Source organism: Acinetobacter sp. ANC 3903, from assembly GCF_002135315.1.
Taxonomy (GTDB): Bacteria; Pseudomonadota; Gammaproteobacteria; order Pseudomonadales; family Moraxellaceae; genus Acinetobacter.
On sequence record NZ_NEGA01000011.1, the window covers coordinates 1 to 15775 of the forward strand.

At 43.6% G+C, this 15775-nt stretch carries 13 protein-coding genes; 9 read left to right on the forward strand and 4 right to left on the reverse strand.

Going from position 1 to position 15775, the window contains the following annotated elements; translation table 11 throughout:
- Positions 1-464 precede the first annotated feature (464 nt).
- From B9T29_RS09875 to B9T29_RS16830, 6 genes are all read left to right on the forward strand, one after another.
- Positions 465-1418, forward strand: coding sequence for a VacJ family lipoprotein (locus B9T29_RS09875; protein ID WP_086175764.1), 954 nt, complete (start codon positions 465-467; stop codon positions 1416-1418).
- 112 nt (positions 1419-1530) lie between these two features.
- Complete coding sequence (gigA, locus tag B9T29_RS09880; RefSeq protein WP_086175765.1) at positions 1531-2499, forward strand: RsbU family protein phosphatase GigA; 969 nt, start codon at positions 1531-1533, stop codon at positions 2497-2499.
- A gap of 113 nt (positions 2500-2612) precedes the next feature.
- The gene (gigB, locus tag B9T29_RS09885) at positions 2613-3131 is read left to right on the forward strand and encodes an anti-anti-sigma factor GigB (RefSeq protein WP_086175766.1); all 519 of its coding nucleotides are present in this window, start codon (positions 2613-2615) and stop codon (positions 3129-3131) included.
- A 24-nt stretch (positions 3132-3155) separates the two neighbouring features.
- Positions 3156-3980 carry a carbon-nitrogen hydrolase family protein gene (locus tag B9T29_RS09890; RefSeq protein WP_086175767.1) on the forward strand — a complete coding sequence of 275 codons (825 nt, stop codon included), beginning with the start codon at positions 3156-3158 and terminating at the stop codon, positions 3978-3980.
- A gap of 116 nt (positions 3981-4096) precedes the next feature.
- On the forward strand, positions 4097-4516 hold the full coding sequence (locus B9T29_RS09895) for an organic hydroperoxide resistance protein (RefSeq protein ID WP_086175768.1): 420 nt from the start codon (positions 4097-4099) through the stop codon (positions 4514-4516).
- Positions 4517-4788: 272 nt separating this feature from the next.
- Positions 4789-5013, forward strand: a complete 225-nt coding sequence (locus B9T29_RS16830; protein ID WP_416202487.1) for a DUF4951 domain-containing protein — start codon at positions 4789-4791, stop codon at positions 5011-5013.
- On the opposite strand, the gene gspE is transcribed toward B9T29_RS16830, so the two are convergent.
- The gene (gene gspE / locus B9T29_RS09900; RefSeq protein ID WP_086175769.1) at positions 4942-6429 is read right to left on the reverse strand and encodes a type II secretion system ATPase GspE; all 1488 of its coding nucleotides are present in this window, start codon (positions 6427-6429) and stop codon (positions 4942-4944) included. The genes B9T29_RS16830 and gspE overlap by 72 nt on opposite strands.
- A 99-nt stretch (positions 6430-6528) precedes the next feature.
- On the opposite strand from gspE, the gene B9T29_RS09905 reads away from it, so the two are divergent.
- Entirely contained in the window at positions 6529-7350 is an 822-nt protein-coding gene (locus B9T29_RS09905; RefSeq protein ID WP_086175770.1) for a hypothetical protein, read from the forward strand.
- A gap of 9 nt (positions 7351-7359) precedes the next feature.
- Complete coding sequence (locus B9T29_RS09910; RefSeq protein ID WP_086175771.1) at positions 7360-8286, forward strand: mechanosensitive ion channel family protein; 927 nt, start codon at positions 7360-7362, stop codon at positions 8284-8286.
- A 102-nt stretch (positions 8287-8388) separates the two neighbouring features.
- Here B9T29_RS09910 and B9T29_RS09915 read toward each other — a convergent pair whose 3' ends face one another.
- Positions 8389-11109 (reverse strand): DUF2339 domain-containing protein, encoded by a 2721-nt coding sequence (locus tag B9T29_RS09915; protein WP_086175772.1) that lies wholly within the window; start codon positions 11107-11109, stop codon positions 8389-8391.
- 163 nt (positions 11110-11272) lie between these two features.
- Between B9T29_RS09915 and polA the strand changes: the two genes are divergently transcribed.
- Positions 11273-14038: a DNA polymerase I gene (polA, locus tag B9T29_RS09920; protein WP_086175773.1), complete on the forward strand. Its 2766-nt coding sequence runs from the start codon at positions 11273-11275 to the stop codon at positions 14036-14038.
- Between the two features lie 291 nt (positions 14039-14329).
- On the opposite strand, the gene B9T29_RS09925 is transcribed toward polA, so the two are convergent.
- Entirely contained in the window at positions 14330-14899 is a 570-nt protein-coding gene (locus B9T29_RS09925) for a YggT family protein (protein ID WP_086175774.1), read from the reverse strand.
- A 27-nt stretch (positions 14900-14926) separates the two neighbouring features.
- Positions 14927-15757: a pyrroline-5-carboxylate reductase gene (gene proC / locus B9T29_RS09930; RefSeq protein ID WP_086175775.1), complete on the reverse strand. Its 831-nt coding sequence runs from the start codon at positions 15755-15757 to the stop codon at positions 14927-14929.
- Positions 15758-15775 lie beyond the last annotated feature (18 nt).

The window sequence follows — 15775 nt, forward strand, 5'->3', positions numbered from 1 at the left end:
CATTTCTACCATCAATCAATGAAAATAATTTCGATCAATCAACCAGTAAAAATCCACACAAGTTGTTCTTCATAATCTCTTAATGATCTTCTTGCTGATTCGTCACCAGCAAGCTAGGTCGGCTATATTACACTAGATATTCTCAGTGTCAATCAGTAATTCAAATTATTTTAAACTTTCTTTCTAAAACCCAATCTTAACACTTCGTGCTAAGTTGCTGTTTTACCAGAAGTTTTAATCTTCATCACCGCCGATGGATGTGCATTCTACAGGATTTCAGGAGGCCTGCAACCCCTATTTTTAACTTTTCACATCATCAGGATATTTTTTAGTCGTTTTGGTATTTTTTCCTACATATTTTGATCAAATTTGTTTTAATACGCCTGATCAAAGACCTGTTAATATATTTTATTACGTATTTTTAGCTTTAAGCATCGGCTTACCATAAAGCTCTAGGATTTTTTATGCGTCACTTTCATTATATTTGGGCTAGCTTTTTATCTTTAGGATTAATATCTCCTGTATTTGCACAGGATTCAGTCGATCCTGCTGAGCCTCACGCAACATCGGAGCTAGATTCTACTACAGCGCAAACCTCTCCTACCCACCCTCCCCGTCTTGAAGCTCTCAAAGAATTAAAAAATATTAAAGCCAAAGATTTGAAAGTGGATGCAAGCGCAACTCAACCTGAAAACCAGAAAGATCCATTACAACCTTTAAATAGACAGATCTTTGCTTTTAATGAGGTATTAGATCGTAACGTTGCCCGCCCTCTTGCGATTCAATATAAGGAAAAAGTCCCTAATGAAGTACGTGGCTCTTATCGCCAGTTTCGTAAAAATCTAGGGGAACCATGGAATGCAGTAAACCAGTTGATTCAAGGCCGTCCACTTCGTGCCGCGGAATCTTTAGGTCGCTTTACCATTAACACTCTAACTACCCTAGGCTTTGCCGACCCTGCTCGTCGTATCGGTTTATATACAGAAGAAGAAAATTTTGGTACCACGCTGGGTTATTACAGTATTCCTTCTGGCCCTTATCTAGTCCTGCCTGTGTTTGGCCCTAGCACTTTCCGTGATACTTTAGGTCTGGTGGCAGATAGTCAAGCCCGTCCACAAAAGTATATTTTAGAAGATCGTGATGGAGTGTACTGGAGTGAGCAAATGTTAGGTGGTATTGATGCGCGCTCCCAGCTTTTAGACATTGAAGATGTACTCCAAGGTGATAAATACTCGGCTATACGTGATATTTATTTACAACGTAAAAATTTCTCTATTGCCGAAAAGAGAGGTCTAGAACCTGAAACCATGTTCATTGAAGACGATCAGGACAGCAATGAAGATCAAGATCAACAAAGTAATCCTGATTCATCCAATGATGAAATCCAAGAAGATGACGTAGACACCACAACCAAATAAATCGTATCTATTTAATAGCAATATGATCAGTACAGCATCTTCCTTTGCTGATCATTAGATTGTTATAGTACAACTCTAGATGTTACCCATTTAAGGATCATACAATTTCTTTATGTATTTCATTCAACCGACTCGCAATATTCCTTATTTAGATCAGGTACTCAGTGCACTTCCCGGTGTGCAAATGATTCACATAGATGATATTAATTTATATGATCCGACAATTTTAGCGATTGCCGATGTACAAGACTATCTGACTTACCAATGGTCACTCCCAACCATCGTCCTGGCTTTTGAAAATGAAGGAACGGCATTGGCTCAGGCATGGGAATTGGGTGCTTTAGCCGGCTGGATCTGGAACAAACTGCCCAGTGACCCACGTGATTCTTTACTTAAAATTGATGCGCAATACAAACGCAATCAGGATAGCCGCGACCTACCCTCAGCGGCATATTTGCAACAGTGCTTGCTTCCCAATCCAATTGAACTGATCAATTATAAAGTTGAAACCCTGTTTCAACCTTCTGCCTATCTGTCTGGCGACTGGTATGACTACTGGAAAATCAGCGATAAAGAAATCATGTTTTATCTGGCGGATGTTTCTGGGCATGGCGTCACCAGCAGTTTATTGACATCCTGGATGGCGGCTTTTCATGGGCGCTCTAAAACACCACGTGAATTGATTAAAAAACTCAATGGCATGCTGGTTCAGGAAAACATCGAAAAGCACATCACCATGATTGCAGGCGTTCTTAATTTAGAAACCCATCAATTACGCTGGTCCAGTGCCGGACATTATCCTCCTGCCATTATCTTTGAACCCAATCAGCCGCCTAAAATTTTAAACACCAGCAGTTTCCCTTTGGGGCTGACTGAAGACCTGGAAGTGGAAGAGTTCGAATGTGTGCTGAATCGACATGCCCGGTTTATTATTTGTTCAGATGGTGCGCTGGAACCGTTTAATGGCGGACTGAATGAACAATTTGAAAAATTAGTCTTTCATTTGCAGAATCAATCCTTTCAGGCCCCTGAACATGTGGCAGACGACATTGCTATCTTAAGTTTACGCCGAATGAATTAATCATATAATCAATACGTTAACTTTCAACTAAGCAAACTACGACTGTTGGCTACTTGAGTCTGTAGTGACCCTATGTGATAATTTTAGAATCCTTCTCTGCAAATGGCATTTATATGTCAACAGGTCATGTTGAATATGCAAGCTTGAATGGAACGCATATTTTTAAGCTTATTGGTGAAGTGCGTGCCCAATCTTGCATCAGTCTAGACAAACTCCTTAGTAAAATTGAACAGCAATCGAATGTCGTTGGGGCAATTGTAGATTTGACCCAAACCACATTCATTGACAGTACTGTTTTGGGCATTCTGGCCAAGCTTGGTTTAAAGCTGAAACAGACCCATCAAATTCAGGCTGTCATGTTATCTACTAATCCCGATATTAGTACCTTGGCCAATAGCATGGGCTTGGGTCAGGTTTTTGTGATCTTGAATTATTGCGGTGATCCGAAAGTATGCACCCGTGAATTAATGGAAGAGCACATTACCCATAACGCCATGTTAACCACTGTTTTAGATGCACATAAAACATTGATGAAACTGAATGAAAGTAACCAAAACATGTTTGAACCTTTGGTGAAACAATTACAAAAAGAACAAGACACCTTAGAACAAGTGTCGCAGCAAAACGCATAAAAATGATGATTTAGAGCTCACACTATGACTTTACTCTCTGTTGTACAAATGAATTCCCAGGATGATATTGAAGCCAATTTCATCGTGATCGAGTCATTGATACAACAAAGTAAAGCCGATGGTGCAGAGCTGATTGTTTTCCCGGAAAACTTCATCTGTTTTGCCGGTGGAAAACAACGCGAGACCGCAGCACAGTTTGAAACTCTTCAGCAGCGCCTGGAAAAACTGGCACATCAATATCAAATCTGGATTGTAGCAGGAACACTTCCCTGCCCATTCCGGCCAAATGGCTCCGTCATTACAGATGGTCGTGTACGTACTGTCAGTCTATGCATTAGCCCTGAAGGGACTGAAGCACGTTATGACAAGATTCACCTGTTTGATGTACAAGTGGGTGATGCTGTCGGTGGCTATCAGGAATCTCGGTTCTTTGAGCCGGGTACCGATGTAGTGGTTGCCAAAACACCATTTGGCAATATTGGGCTGATGGTGTGCTATGACTTACGTTTTCCTGAACTTGCCTTAACTTTACGTCAGCAAGGTGCAAATATACTTACTGCACCTGCGGCATTTACCTATACAACTGGCCAGATGCATTGGCAATTGCTGTTACAGGCGCGTGCACTGGATAGCCAATGTCAGGTTTTGGGAGCTGCTCAACAAGGCTGGCATGGTGAAAAACGCCAGACTTGGGGTCATGCCGGTGCAAGCAATAGCCGCGGTCAGATTCTAGATATGATTACCCACGAAGGAGCAGGCTTAATTACCGTTCCTTTTGATTTATCTGAGCAGGAAACTGTTCGCAGCTCCATGCCTTTAATTCAACATCGTAAACTGATCAATTATTAAAATCTCTCATCTTCTACACGAAATTTTTCTTCTATAAAAATTACAAAATCACTGCTTATTCTTTCATCAAAATCCCACACGATAACAGCTCAATTAACTGTACAGGGATCATAACAATGCCTTTAGAAAAAGCGGTCTATACAGCAAAAGCAACTGGCGGACGTGATGGACGTGCCATTTCATCGGATGGAATTTTAGATGTGAAACTAGCCGTGCCTAAAGAAATGGGCGGTTCTGGTGGTGGCACCAATCCTGAACAACTGTTTGCCGCAGGTTATTCAGCGTGTTTTTTAGGTGCAATGAAATTTGTTGCCAGTCGCGATAAATTGAATATCAGCAAAGATGCTTATATTGAAGGTGAAGTGGGTATTGGCCCTATCCCGACAGGTTTCGGCATTGAAGTAACCTTGAATATTCATTTAGAGGGTATGGATCAGGCTGAAGCACAAAAACTTGTGGATGCTGCGAATATTGTTTGCCCTTATTCAAATGCAACACGTGGCAATATTAATGTGACGTTAAATGCGATTACCTAAGTAGAATCTAAATCTCTCCTAAAATGAATCAGGTCATTTTAGGATAGAGCCCTTTCATCCCTTCTTTAGTCTCTCATTGATATGAGCTATAGCTACTGGCCTGATTCAATTAGAAAAACAAGACAAATCCCAGGTAAATCTAGCCATCCAGAGATTACCAAAACCAACTGAAATTTAACAAATTTTATTAAGAAATGCTTTGCTGAAAAAGTTTTAACAGCATCATTAACAGATATAAAAAGCTTAAAATCTAAGATATTTTTACTTTAGAGATGATTCGAACTTGGCATAAGTTTTATGAAAATGAAACCCAAAGTAATCTGGGTAATCTGACTATCCTATTTCGTGCTCAACTGATAAAAAAATTGCTGAACTTTACTAAGTTCAGCAATTTTTTTATCATAAACAGAAAACAGAGCTTGGTTTTAGTCCGCTACTTCATTGGTCACACGCAGCACTTCTTCCAAGGTAGTTTTCCCTGCCAGTACTTTACGTAAACCATCATCGCGAATAGAACCGGATTGTTTACGTGCATAGGTTTCAAGTTCATATTCGGCAGCATTGCCATGGATCAGACGGCGCATCGGTTCATCTACAGGGACAATTTCATAAATCGCTGTACGCCCCATAAAACCGCTATGCGAGCAGTGATCACAACCTTTCGGTTTTGGTAACTTCAGTTCAGCTCCGACATCCAGATGTCTGAAAATTTCGGTTTCAAACGCATCCGCATCATGCCAGGTTGCACAACGTGAGCATAAGGTACGTACCAAACGCTGCGCGATCACCCCAATTAAGGAACTGGCCAGCAAAAACGGTTCAATGCCCATATCTTTTAAACGGGTGACTGCACCAATTGCTGTATTGGTATGCAGAGTTGAAAGCACCAAGTGACCGGTTAAAGAAGCTTGCACTGCAATCTCGGCCGTTTCCAAGTCACGAATCTCACCGACCATCACCACATCAGGATCCTGACGCAGCATAGCTTTTAAAGCACGGGCAAAGGTCATATCTACTTTGCTATTAACTTGAGTCTGACCAATCCCTTCCAGTTGATACTCAATCGGATCTTCCGCAGTCAAAATATTTTGTGAGCCATCATTTAAATCTGACAAGGCAGCATAAAGTGTGGTGGTTTTACCCGAACCAGTAGGGCCGGTCACCAAAATAATGCCGTGTGGACGATGCACCAGATGAGTCAGTCGATCATAATCAGCTTGCATCAAACCAAGATGGGTCATATTCAAACGTCCGGCTTGCTTGTCCAGCAAACGCATTACCACACGTTCACCATGCGATGACGGCAAGGTTGAAACACGGACATCCACCTCACGTCCTGCCAACCTTAAAGAGATACGGCCATCTTGCGGAATACGTTTTTCGGCAATGTCCAGCTTGGCCATGACCTTAATCCGTGACACCAAAAGCGGTGCCAGTTCACGGCGCGGCTGCACAATCTCACGCAGTTGACCATCAACACGTAAACGCACCGACAATTTTTTCTCGAAGGATTCAATATGGATATCCGATGCACCCACGCGGATGGCTTCAGACAATAAGGCATTGATCAGTCGTACAATCGGTGCATCATCTTCCTGATCCATTAAGTCTTCAGCTTCCGGCACCGAATCTGCCAGACTGAGTAAATCCGGATGATCTTCCAGACCGGCTGCCACTTGTTGCGATTCACCGGTATCACCGGCAAAACTGGAACTGAGCAGCTGGTGAAATTCCTGTTCGCTACACAACTGGTGCTGTGCAGGATGGCCCAAATAGCGGCGTGCTTCCTGAATAGCCAGCAACGGCGTATTTTCACGGCGCACAATAAAAGCCTGATCACCCTCGTATCGAAGCAACACGCCATGACGCTTGGCAAAACTATAAGGTATTTGTAATTGTTTAAGTATTTGCATCAAAGTTTATAATGATGAATAAATTGATTTGAGTGTACTCTAAGCATATGGCAGCGTGAAGTCTGTTTTTACTGATTAAGCAATAAAGGAAATGTGCCGTTGTCTAAAAACAATGAATTGATTGAATCAGATCACCCCCATTTGAAATGGTGGGGTGAATATCATTTTGAATTAAATCAGCCCAAAGCCTGGCAATTTGGTTCATTGCTGTTTCGCCTGACCCGTGGCCTGCAAGAATGGCGCCTGGAATATCATCGTCCACAGGTGCAGTACGACTATGAACAAAAGTGGCATGAAATTGAAGATCCCAATTTTGCCTTTCCGCAACCGGTGAAAATAGAACGTTACATGTTCAAGTCGACACAGCATAAAATACAGCTGATGCCGCGTCTGGCTGATCGCTCGGTAGTGATTAAACCGGTCGATCCGATTTATATTCCGGCTGGACAACGCGGGACCCTGTATATCAGTACGCCTTTATGGATTGCCGGTTTTGTCGAGGGGCAAAAAGACCCGCTGTTTGATATACCGGTGATTCTGCCTAAAGATACCTGGTTTGGTCCTAATCACCGTCATGGGGAAATTTGCTATGCCACTGCGGTTGATGGACGTACCGAGTTACATCAGCTAAAACCTCGTGCCTTTCGTGCGGTTACACCGATTGAGTTTCATAATACCAGTCATCAGCAGTTACGCTTTGACCGCATGAATGTACCGGTTTCTGCCCTACCGCTATTTTATAGTGAAAGTACCGGTCGTTTATGGACCTCACAGATTAAGGTACTGCATGAAGGTTTGGATAAACCTCCGCGCATTCGCATTGAAAACCGCACCCCTCCTCATGCGGGTGAAGTGATGTATGTCCATCCACCACGTGAACAGGCAAGTGCATTGTTCAACATGTTTGATTCATTTTTCTAGGGCGGCAATATGGCAGATTCGAATATCCCAAAAGAAATTACCAGCAGCCTCAAAAGTATTTTTACCAATATCAACACAGAACGCCTGACTGAAATTATCGTTGCCATCGTACTGTGTCTTATTGGCTTTTTAATTGCACGTTTTGTCTCCAACACCTTTATCCGCACTGTTGGCTCACGCTTTAATGCCCATCAAAGTCTGGTTTGGCGACGCGGCATATTTTATTTCATCTTCCTGATTTTTGTGATGGCGAGCTTAAAAGAAGCCGGTTTTAAACTGAGCGTGTTTTTGGGTGCGGCTGGGATTTTAACGGTAGCACTGGGTTTTGCTTCACAAACATCTGCTTCCAACCTCATCAGCGGTTTATTCCTGATTGGTGAAGGTTCTTTTGAAATTGGTGACACGGTACAAATGACCTTGATTCGCGGCCATACCATTGAAGGTGAAGTAATTTCGATTGATTTGCTTTCAGTGAAACTACTGACTCAGGACAATGTCTATGTGCGCGTACCGAATGAACAGCTGATTCGTGCACCGGTGTATAACCTGTCCAAATTTCCGATTCGGCGTATTCCGATTACTCTGGCCATCAACTTTCATGAAGACATCATCAAAGTTCGGGAAGTCTTGCTGGATGTTGCCAATAAGTATCCGCTGGTTTTAGCGGATCCGAAGCCGGCGGTGACCGTAACTGCCTTCCGCGAATCATCCATTGAACTGTTATTTGCCATCTGGTGTGATCGTGAAAACTTTCTGAAAGTTCGGGATGAGATGCAAGAACGCATTCGTAATGGCTTTGTGGCCAATCAAATTGAAATTCCAGTCCCGAAAATGGGCTTTGTTGATCGCCCTGCGAATGCTCAGCCTTTAAATGAAGAAGACATTGATCAATATGCCAATGCCAAAGAAGTAAAACGTGAGGCGGGATTAAAATAGTTGTTTTAATCATTTAATCCTCCCCTAGCCCTCCTTTAAAAAAGGAGGGAGAAATCAATTAAAAATAATTCAGATTTAGTCCCCCCTTTATCAAAGGGGGATTTAGGGGGATTTTTCATTCAGATGATGTTCAGGAATCGGTGCAATATAGGCAATTACCAGCATCACAAAACCTGCGCCTAAAAATGAAATCACCCGGGTTAAAGTACCGATATGCGATAGGTCGAACAACACCAGTTTCAAGGTCACCATCACCAGAATACTGCCACCCAGAATCCAGACTGAACGTAATTGCTTGCGACTGGCAAGACTCATGGTCATAAAAGCCAAACCGACCCAGAGTAAAGTCAGGCTCAGTTGAACGGTCGCATTTCCCCACACAGCCAGTTCATTAAACGGCGTGCCCAAATATATGTGTAATGCACGCAGTACAATATAACTGCTGAGCCAGAGCAGGCTGAACACCATCAACACCGCGACAATTCCTTTGTCGAGACCGATTTTAATTTGCAAGGACAACATCCAGATAAAACCTGCCAGCATGGCTATACTAACCAGATCAAAAGGATTAATAATCGGCAAGATATAGCCCTGAAAAGCCTGCTGGGTAAACAGTTGCGAACAGATAATCCATGTGGCCATCAACAACAAACTACTGCGTGCCTGCCAGAACATTTTCCAGTCAGGATTATTCACCTGCCAATAACACCAGGCACAGAAACCTAAAGGCAAAATCACCACACTGATATAAGGCATGCCCGGCACAAAACTTAAACTGGCCATCGCCAGACTGGTCAATGTGCCAAAACTCACCCACTCTTTTTCATTTCGCACGCCCAGCAGCGGACGAAGCCACAATACGGTTAATATCAAGCCTGATAATGCAAAACCAAAGCGGTCAAAAGCCGAATCCCAAACAATCATGCCCTGTTTGCTCTGATCAATCACAATAATCAGGGCAAAAACAAAGACTGGAATCAAGCCCAGCCATTTTGGAAATAGCCAGGTCCAGGTGGCTTTGCAACGCAGCATGACTTCATTCATCAGCAGATATACGCTACTCGCAATCAATAGCGTCATCACCATTTGGTCTGCACTGTCTATTGCATCCAGCAATAAAACCAGCAACATGGTGGTGGCCGACAGCATTTGCAAACAGTGAAAAGCAATGGTTGAATTGCTCAGCTGCTGTCTAAAGGATTCCCGGCTATTCGCCACCAAGACCACAGCAAAATAACTCAGGCACAATCCCCAGTACATTTCACGTGGAAATTCATTCAGCTCGACCAGATAATAAAAGCTGGATAATCCGGCAACGATCAACAAGCCCATGGCAAGATAACGGCTGATCTGCGACTGGCGATACAAGGCATAGAAAAAAATCACCAATCCTTCTACCGCCCAGCCAATTACACTCCATTGCTCGGTTAAAAGAATAGGCGGAATTAAGGCCAGAAAAATTAGCATTAAACTAAAATAGCTTTGCGAAATCAGCTGCACCGCCTGATTACGTCTGGACAGTTGATAGAGGCCTGCATAAACAGCGGCAAATGCCAGACTGCTACCAGCTTGCCACCACCTTTCTTCAAAATGGATTAAGTAAATAAAAATATAACCGACAATGGGTGCGGCAAAAATCAGGGCAATATCCAATACCGGTTTGAGCTTAAATTGAGCCAGATCCTCTTTGGCCATGAGCTGGCTAAAACGAAAACTGAGCCAGATAAAGATGGCGCTATGTACCCAGACCAACACCGTTAAAGCATTCTTTTCCTGTTCTTCAGCCTGATAAAACGCATACCCCCCTCCGACAATGACCGTCATTAAAAAGGCGATTTGATTCAGGATTTTCCACGGATGCAGGGTACTTAACACCACCACAGCCAGATTAATCACCACATAATAAGTCATCAATTCAGTGGCGGTTGCATTACGGACTGGCAAGGTAAAAGGCGCAATATAGGCAATGATCATTGCCATCAGAGCCAGTTCTACCGATTGCTGTTTTAGGCTGAGGATCAGGGTCATGCCCATAATGAGAGCAAAACATAATCCGGCAATTGCCAGAGTCGGGATCACCGCATTGTAATAGGCAAAAAATAAGGTCAAAAACAATGCGGCTAACCCCAGACCTTCCAAGGCTAGGGCAAAACTGCGGTTTTTTGTTTGTAGCCTATAACCCAGTACCGTCACCAAGCCGCTGATGCCCGCCACAATGGCTAATTTGGCTGCAAGACTGAGTTGCCAATGTTCGGTGGCAAAACGTAGCAATAACACAACCCCAATCACCAGCACCAGGATGGCCACTTTTAAAACCGGATTACCTTGAAAAATCCATTGCTGTAGCTGATCCATCAGTCCAGATGCTGGAGATGACCTTTGCGTCGCAGGACGTTGTGCGAGCGGATTTTGAACAGGCTGAGAAACAAGGGTTTCAGTAGGCTCGATTTGTACTGAATGAAAACGTGCCTGCACCTGATTTAATAAACCTTCTAAATGACGTAACCATCTGAGAAAGAAAAAAATCCACACGGTAATGCCCAGACCAATCACAAACCCCCAGTCCATGACACCGCCGACAATAGCGGTAATGGAAGCCAGATAGAGCGGAACTTTCGAAGTTTCCTGAACAGCAAGATGAGCATTTTCTGCAAGTTGCATTGCCGGTGTCTGGATGGCATCGACATATTGCATCAGGCTCATGGCAAAGGCCAAGCCACAGAGATAGGTCAATAGCTGTGCTTCCAGAAACCAGGCTCCCACACCCACAATAATCAATACCATCAGCCAAATCATCCGGATTTCGCTCTGCTCTTTCCGCATCTTATCTCGATCTCAGTCCCTGTTGACTTGATGATACAACAGCTCTGCCCTTGATTTTTAAGCATTCATCAGATATTCGGTAACATGCAACTTTGATCGGGTGTCTATGTTCAGATGAAAAATCACGTACAATAAGGCCGATATTTGAATTAGGAATCTTTCAATGCCACCATTTGTTTTGGTCGATGGCTCATATTTTTTATTTCGTGCGTACCATGCACTGCCACCACTAACCACTTCTACGGGTTTACAGACCAACGCAATTCGTGGTGCCATTTCTGCGATTCAAAAATTGATGCGCCGTATCCAGCCTACACATATGGCGGTGATTTTCGATACGCCTGAACCGACGTTCCGTCATGCACTTTCACCGATTTATAAAGGTGACCGTCCGAGCATGCCGGATGAATTGTCGCAACAGATTCCCTATCTTCATAACCTGATTCGTGCCTTGGGTATTCCTTTGCATACCCTTCCCGGTGCAGAAGCAGATGACGTGATTGGCACTCTGGCTAAACGTGCAGAAGCCAAGGGTTATCAAGTGCTGATCTCTACCGGCGATAAAGACATGGCGCAATTGGTCACCGACAAAGTGACTTTGGAAGACAGCTTTAAAGACAAGCCGATGGATGTCGATGGCGTGTTTGAAAAATTCGGGGTATGGCCAAACCAGATTATCGATTATTTGACCTTGATGGGCGATGCTTCGGACGGTATCCGTGGCGTACCCGGTGTCGGGGCTAAAACTGCGGCCAAACTGTTAACTGAATACGGTTCCATTGGTGGCATTTTAGAAAATGTCGATAAAATTAAAGGTAAAGTCGGTCAGAGCATTAAAGACAATGTTGAAGGCATTACTCTAGATCATCAATTGGCCAGTATTGTCTGCGATCTGGAAATGGGTCTTTGTTATGAAGATCTGAAAATTTGCGATCCGAATGTGGAAGAACTGCGCCGACTCTATACCGAGCTTGAATTCCGTAACCAGTTACAGTCGCTCGATCATCCTAACAATCCGAATAATTCGGTTTATAAACAGACCTCTAAAGTGATTGAAAAATCTGCGCACTCAGAAGTCGTCATTGAAACTGAAGATCAGGCAGAGCTGACCAGTGTTGATGATCAACTTGGCAAAGCCAACTACCATACCATCTTAACTCAGGCTGACTGGGACAACCTGTTTACTCGTTTCAGTACTGAAAAACGCTTTGCCTTTGATACCGAAACCACCAGCCTGGATTATCGTATTGCCGAGATGGTCGGCTTTTCACTGGCATTTGATGCACAGGATGCCTATTACATTCCGCTGACTCATGACTACGAAGGTGCACCTGAGCAGCTGAATCGTGAAACCATCCTGGCGCAAATCAAACCAATTTTAGAAAATCCTGCGGTTGAAAAAATTGGCCATCATCTAAAATATGATGCCCATATCCTGCAAAATCATGGTATTGAACTGCAAGGCTGGTATTTCGACACCATGCTGGCATCTTACGTTTTAAATTCTGTGGCGACCCGTCACGGCATGGATGATGTAGCGCGGGTCTATCTGAGTCATTTGACCACGACCTTTGAACAGGTCGCCGGTAAAGGTGCCAAACAGAAAACCTTTAACCAGATCGAAATTGAAACCGCTGCACATTATGCTGCTGAAGATGCGCATGTCACTTATCGTCTGTATGAAGTACTGTCGAAAAAGTTACAGGCCATCCCTGAGCTGAACAATATTTTGCACAATATTGAAATGCCGGTGGCACGCGTGCTGACCCTCATGGAAGAAAACGGCATTGAACTGGATCTGAAATTCCTGGATCAATTGAGTGTGGATTTTTCCAATACCATTCAAAATCTGGAAAGCCAGATTACTGACTTGGCCGGACAGCCGTTTAATGTCAGCTCGCCAAAACAGGTCGGTGAAATCCTGTTTGATAAACTGGGACTCAAAGGCGGCAAGAAAACTTCGACCGGCCAATACAGTACCAGCGAAAGTATTCTGGAAAAAATCGATCACCCGATTACCGATTTGATTCTGCAATACCGTGGTCTGTCCAAACTGAAAAGCACCTATACCGACGGTCTGCAAAAACAGGCCAATAATGACAGTGGTCGTGTGCATACCAGCTACCATCAGGCCCTGACTGCAACCGGACGTTTGTCATCAACAGATCCCAACCTGCAAAACATTCCTGTGCGTGAAGAAATTGGCCGTCAGATTCGTAAAGCCTTTATCGCACCTGAAGGTCGGGTATTACTTGCTGCCGATTATTCACAAATTGAACTGCGTTTAATGGCACATCTTTCCCAGGATGAAGCGCTTGTTGATGCATTTAAGCATGGTCAGGATGTACATCGCCGTACCGCTGCTGAAGTTCTGGGTATTGCGCTGGAAGATGTGACCAATGACCAGCGTCGTCAGGCTAAAGCGGTAAACTTTGGTTTACTCTATGGCATGTCTGAATTTGGCCTGATTCGTCAATTGGGCTTTACCCGGGAAGAATCACAAAACTATATCAAGCAATATTTCCATCGTTATCCGGGTATTTATGAGTATATGCAACGTACTCGTCAGGTGGCACTGGAACAAGGTTTTGTGGAAACTATTTTAGGCCGTCGTCTGTATACGCCTGATATTGATGCGCGTAACATGATGGTACGTAAGGGCGCCGAACGTGCTGCCATCAATGCACCATTGCAAGGAAGTGCAGCCGACATCATTAAACTGGCCATGGTTGAAGTGGATAAAATGCTGCCTAAAGACCAAGCCAAAATGTTACTGCAAGTACACGATGAATTGGTGTTTGAAGTTGATGCCGACATTGCCGATGAACTGGCACCAAAACTGGCTGAAGTGATGCAATCGGTGGTGAAACTTTCAGTACCATTAATTGTGGAAGTCGGTAAGGGCAATAACTGGGATGAGGCGCATTAATCTTGTATTAAGTTCCTTCTCGCTTTTAAAGCTCCTTCTCCCTCTGGGAGAAGGCTGGGATGAGGGTTTCCCAAATAAAACTAGAATTAAATCTTTTTATTAAGACAAATAATTGGTATCTATCTGATAATTTACCCTCTCCTAACCTCTCTTGCGCTTTACTTGAAAGCAGTGCTTTCAAGTTTGCTCAGGGAGAGGAACTGTCAATATTTTCCATAGCGCGTTTTAACAGACAATAAAAAAGGACTCCATCGAGTCCTTTTTTATTGTCTAGATTTTACTGTCTAAACTTTAAAGCCCAGTCAAAAGCACAATCGCGACTTCATTCATAATAATTTCAGCAATATACAATGCCAGAAATGCAATGATTGGCGACAGGTCAATCATGCCCATATTCGGCAAGATACGGCGGAACGGAGCCAATAAGGGTTCTGCCAGTTCCTGAATTACCTCAATATAAGGCGAGCGAGATTGAGTAAACATCACCACCCAGCTTAAAATAATCGTTGCAAAAATTAAGTAACGACAGAAACGGATCAGGTCCTGAATCATGGTGACAAAAGTCAAAATCACCAGATGCACCGGACTGTTCGGCATGGCGCCTGATAGATACATCACCCCAAAAATCTTGAGTAAATATAAAATCACCACCAAGGCCAAGGCTGCCAAATTGACACGACCTTTTGCCACCGTGGGGAAAATACGCCCAAAAACATCGACAATTTTCGTTGCTTTCACCGTAGACATTACTACCGGATTATAAGCGTTCACTGCTGCAAGTTGCATAAGAAAACGGAAGAATACGAGCAAAATCGCTACGTTAATGATAATGCCAAAAATCAGCGCAGAGTTTGCACCCATACTGGAACTTTCCTAAATAAAAACGAGTTATTTGCTACTTTCACTTAGCTCTTGAGCAAGTTCTTGACTGCGCTTTTGGGCTGCAGCCAAAGCGGCCTGAATATTTTGAGAGATTTGCGCGCGATCGAATACTTCGAGTGCAGCTTGAGTTGTGCCGTTTGGAGAGGTCACATTTTTACGCAATTCAGCTGGTGAATTTGCACTGGTAATTGCCATTTGTGCAGCACCCAAAGCTGTTTGCAGCGTCAAAGCAGTTGCCACTTTTTCATCCAATCCCAGGTTTTTACCTGCACGAATCATGCTTTCCATCATATAGAAGAAATAAGCTGGACCCGAACCAGACACTGCAGTGACTGCATCAATCTGTTCTTCGGAATTGACCCAAATGGTTAAACCTGTTGCCGCTAAAACCTGGCTAGCAAGTTCACGGTCTTGGGCATCCACAGCATCAGTTGCATATAAACCATGCGCTCCGGTTTGAACCAAAGCCGGTGTATTCGGCATCACCCGGACAATTCGATTGGTATCTAATAAATTGGCAATCGTGGCAATTTCAGCCCCCGCCACAATCGACATCACCAGTTTGCCTTCAAACAAACCTTTAAGAGGTTTTAATACACTCGCCAATACTTGCGGCTTCACTGCGAAAAGTACGATATCGGCATCACGAATGGCTGCAGCATTGTCATCAGTTACGTGTAGATCTTTTTCTGCTAATAAAGCACGTACTTTTTCTACCGGATCTGAAACTGTAATACGAGTTGGAGGCAAACCGCGCGAAATCAGTCCGCCAATCAAGGCTTGCGCCATATTGCCGCCGCCAATAAAACTAATATTACAATTTAAAGCTGCACTCATGGATTTATACTCGACTTA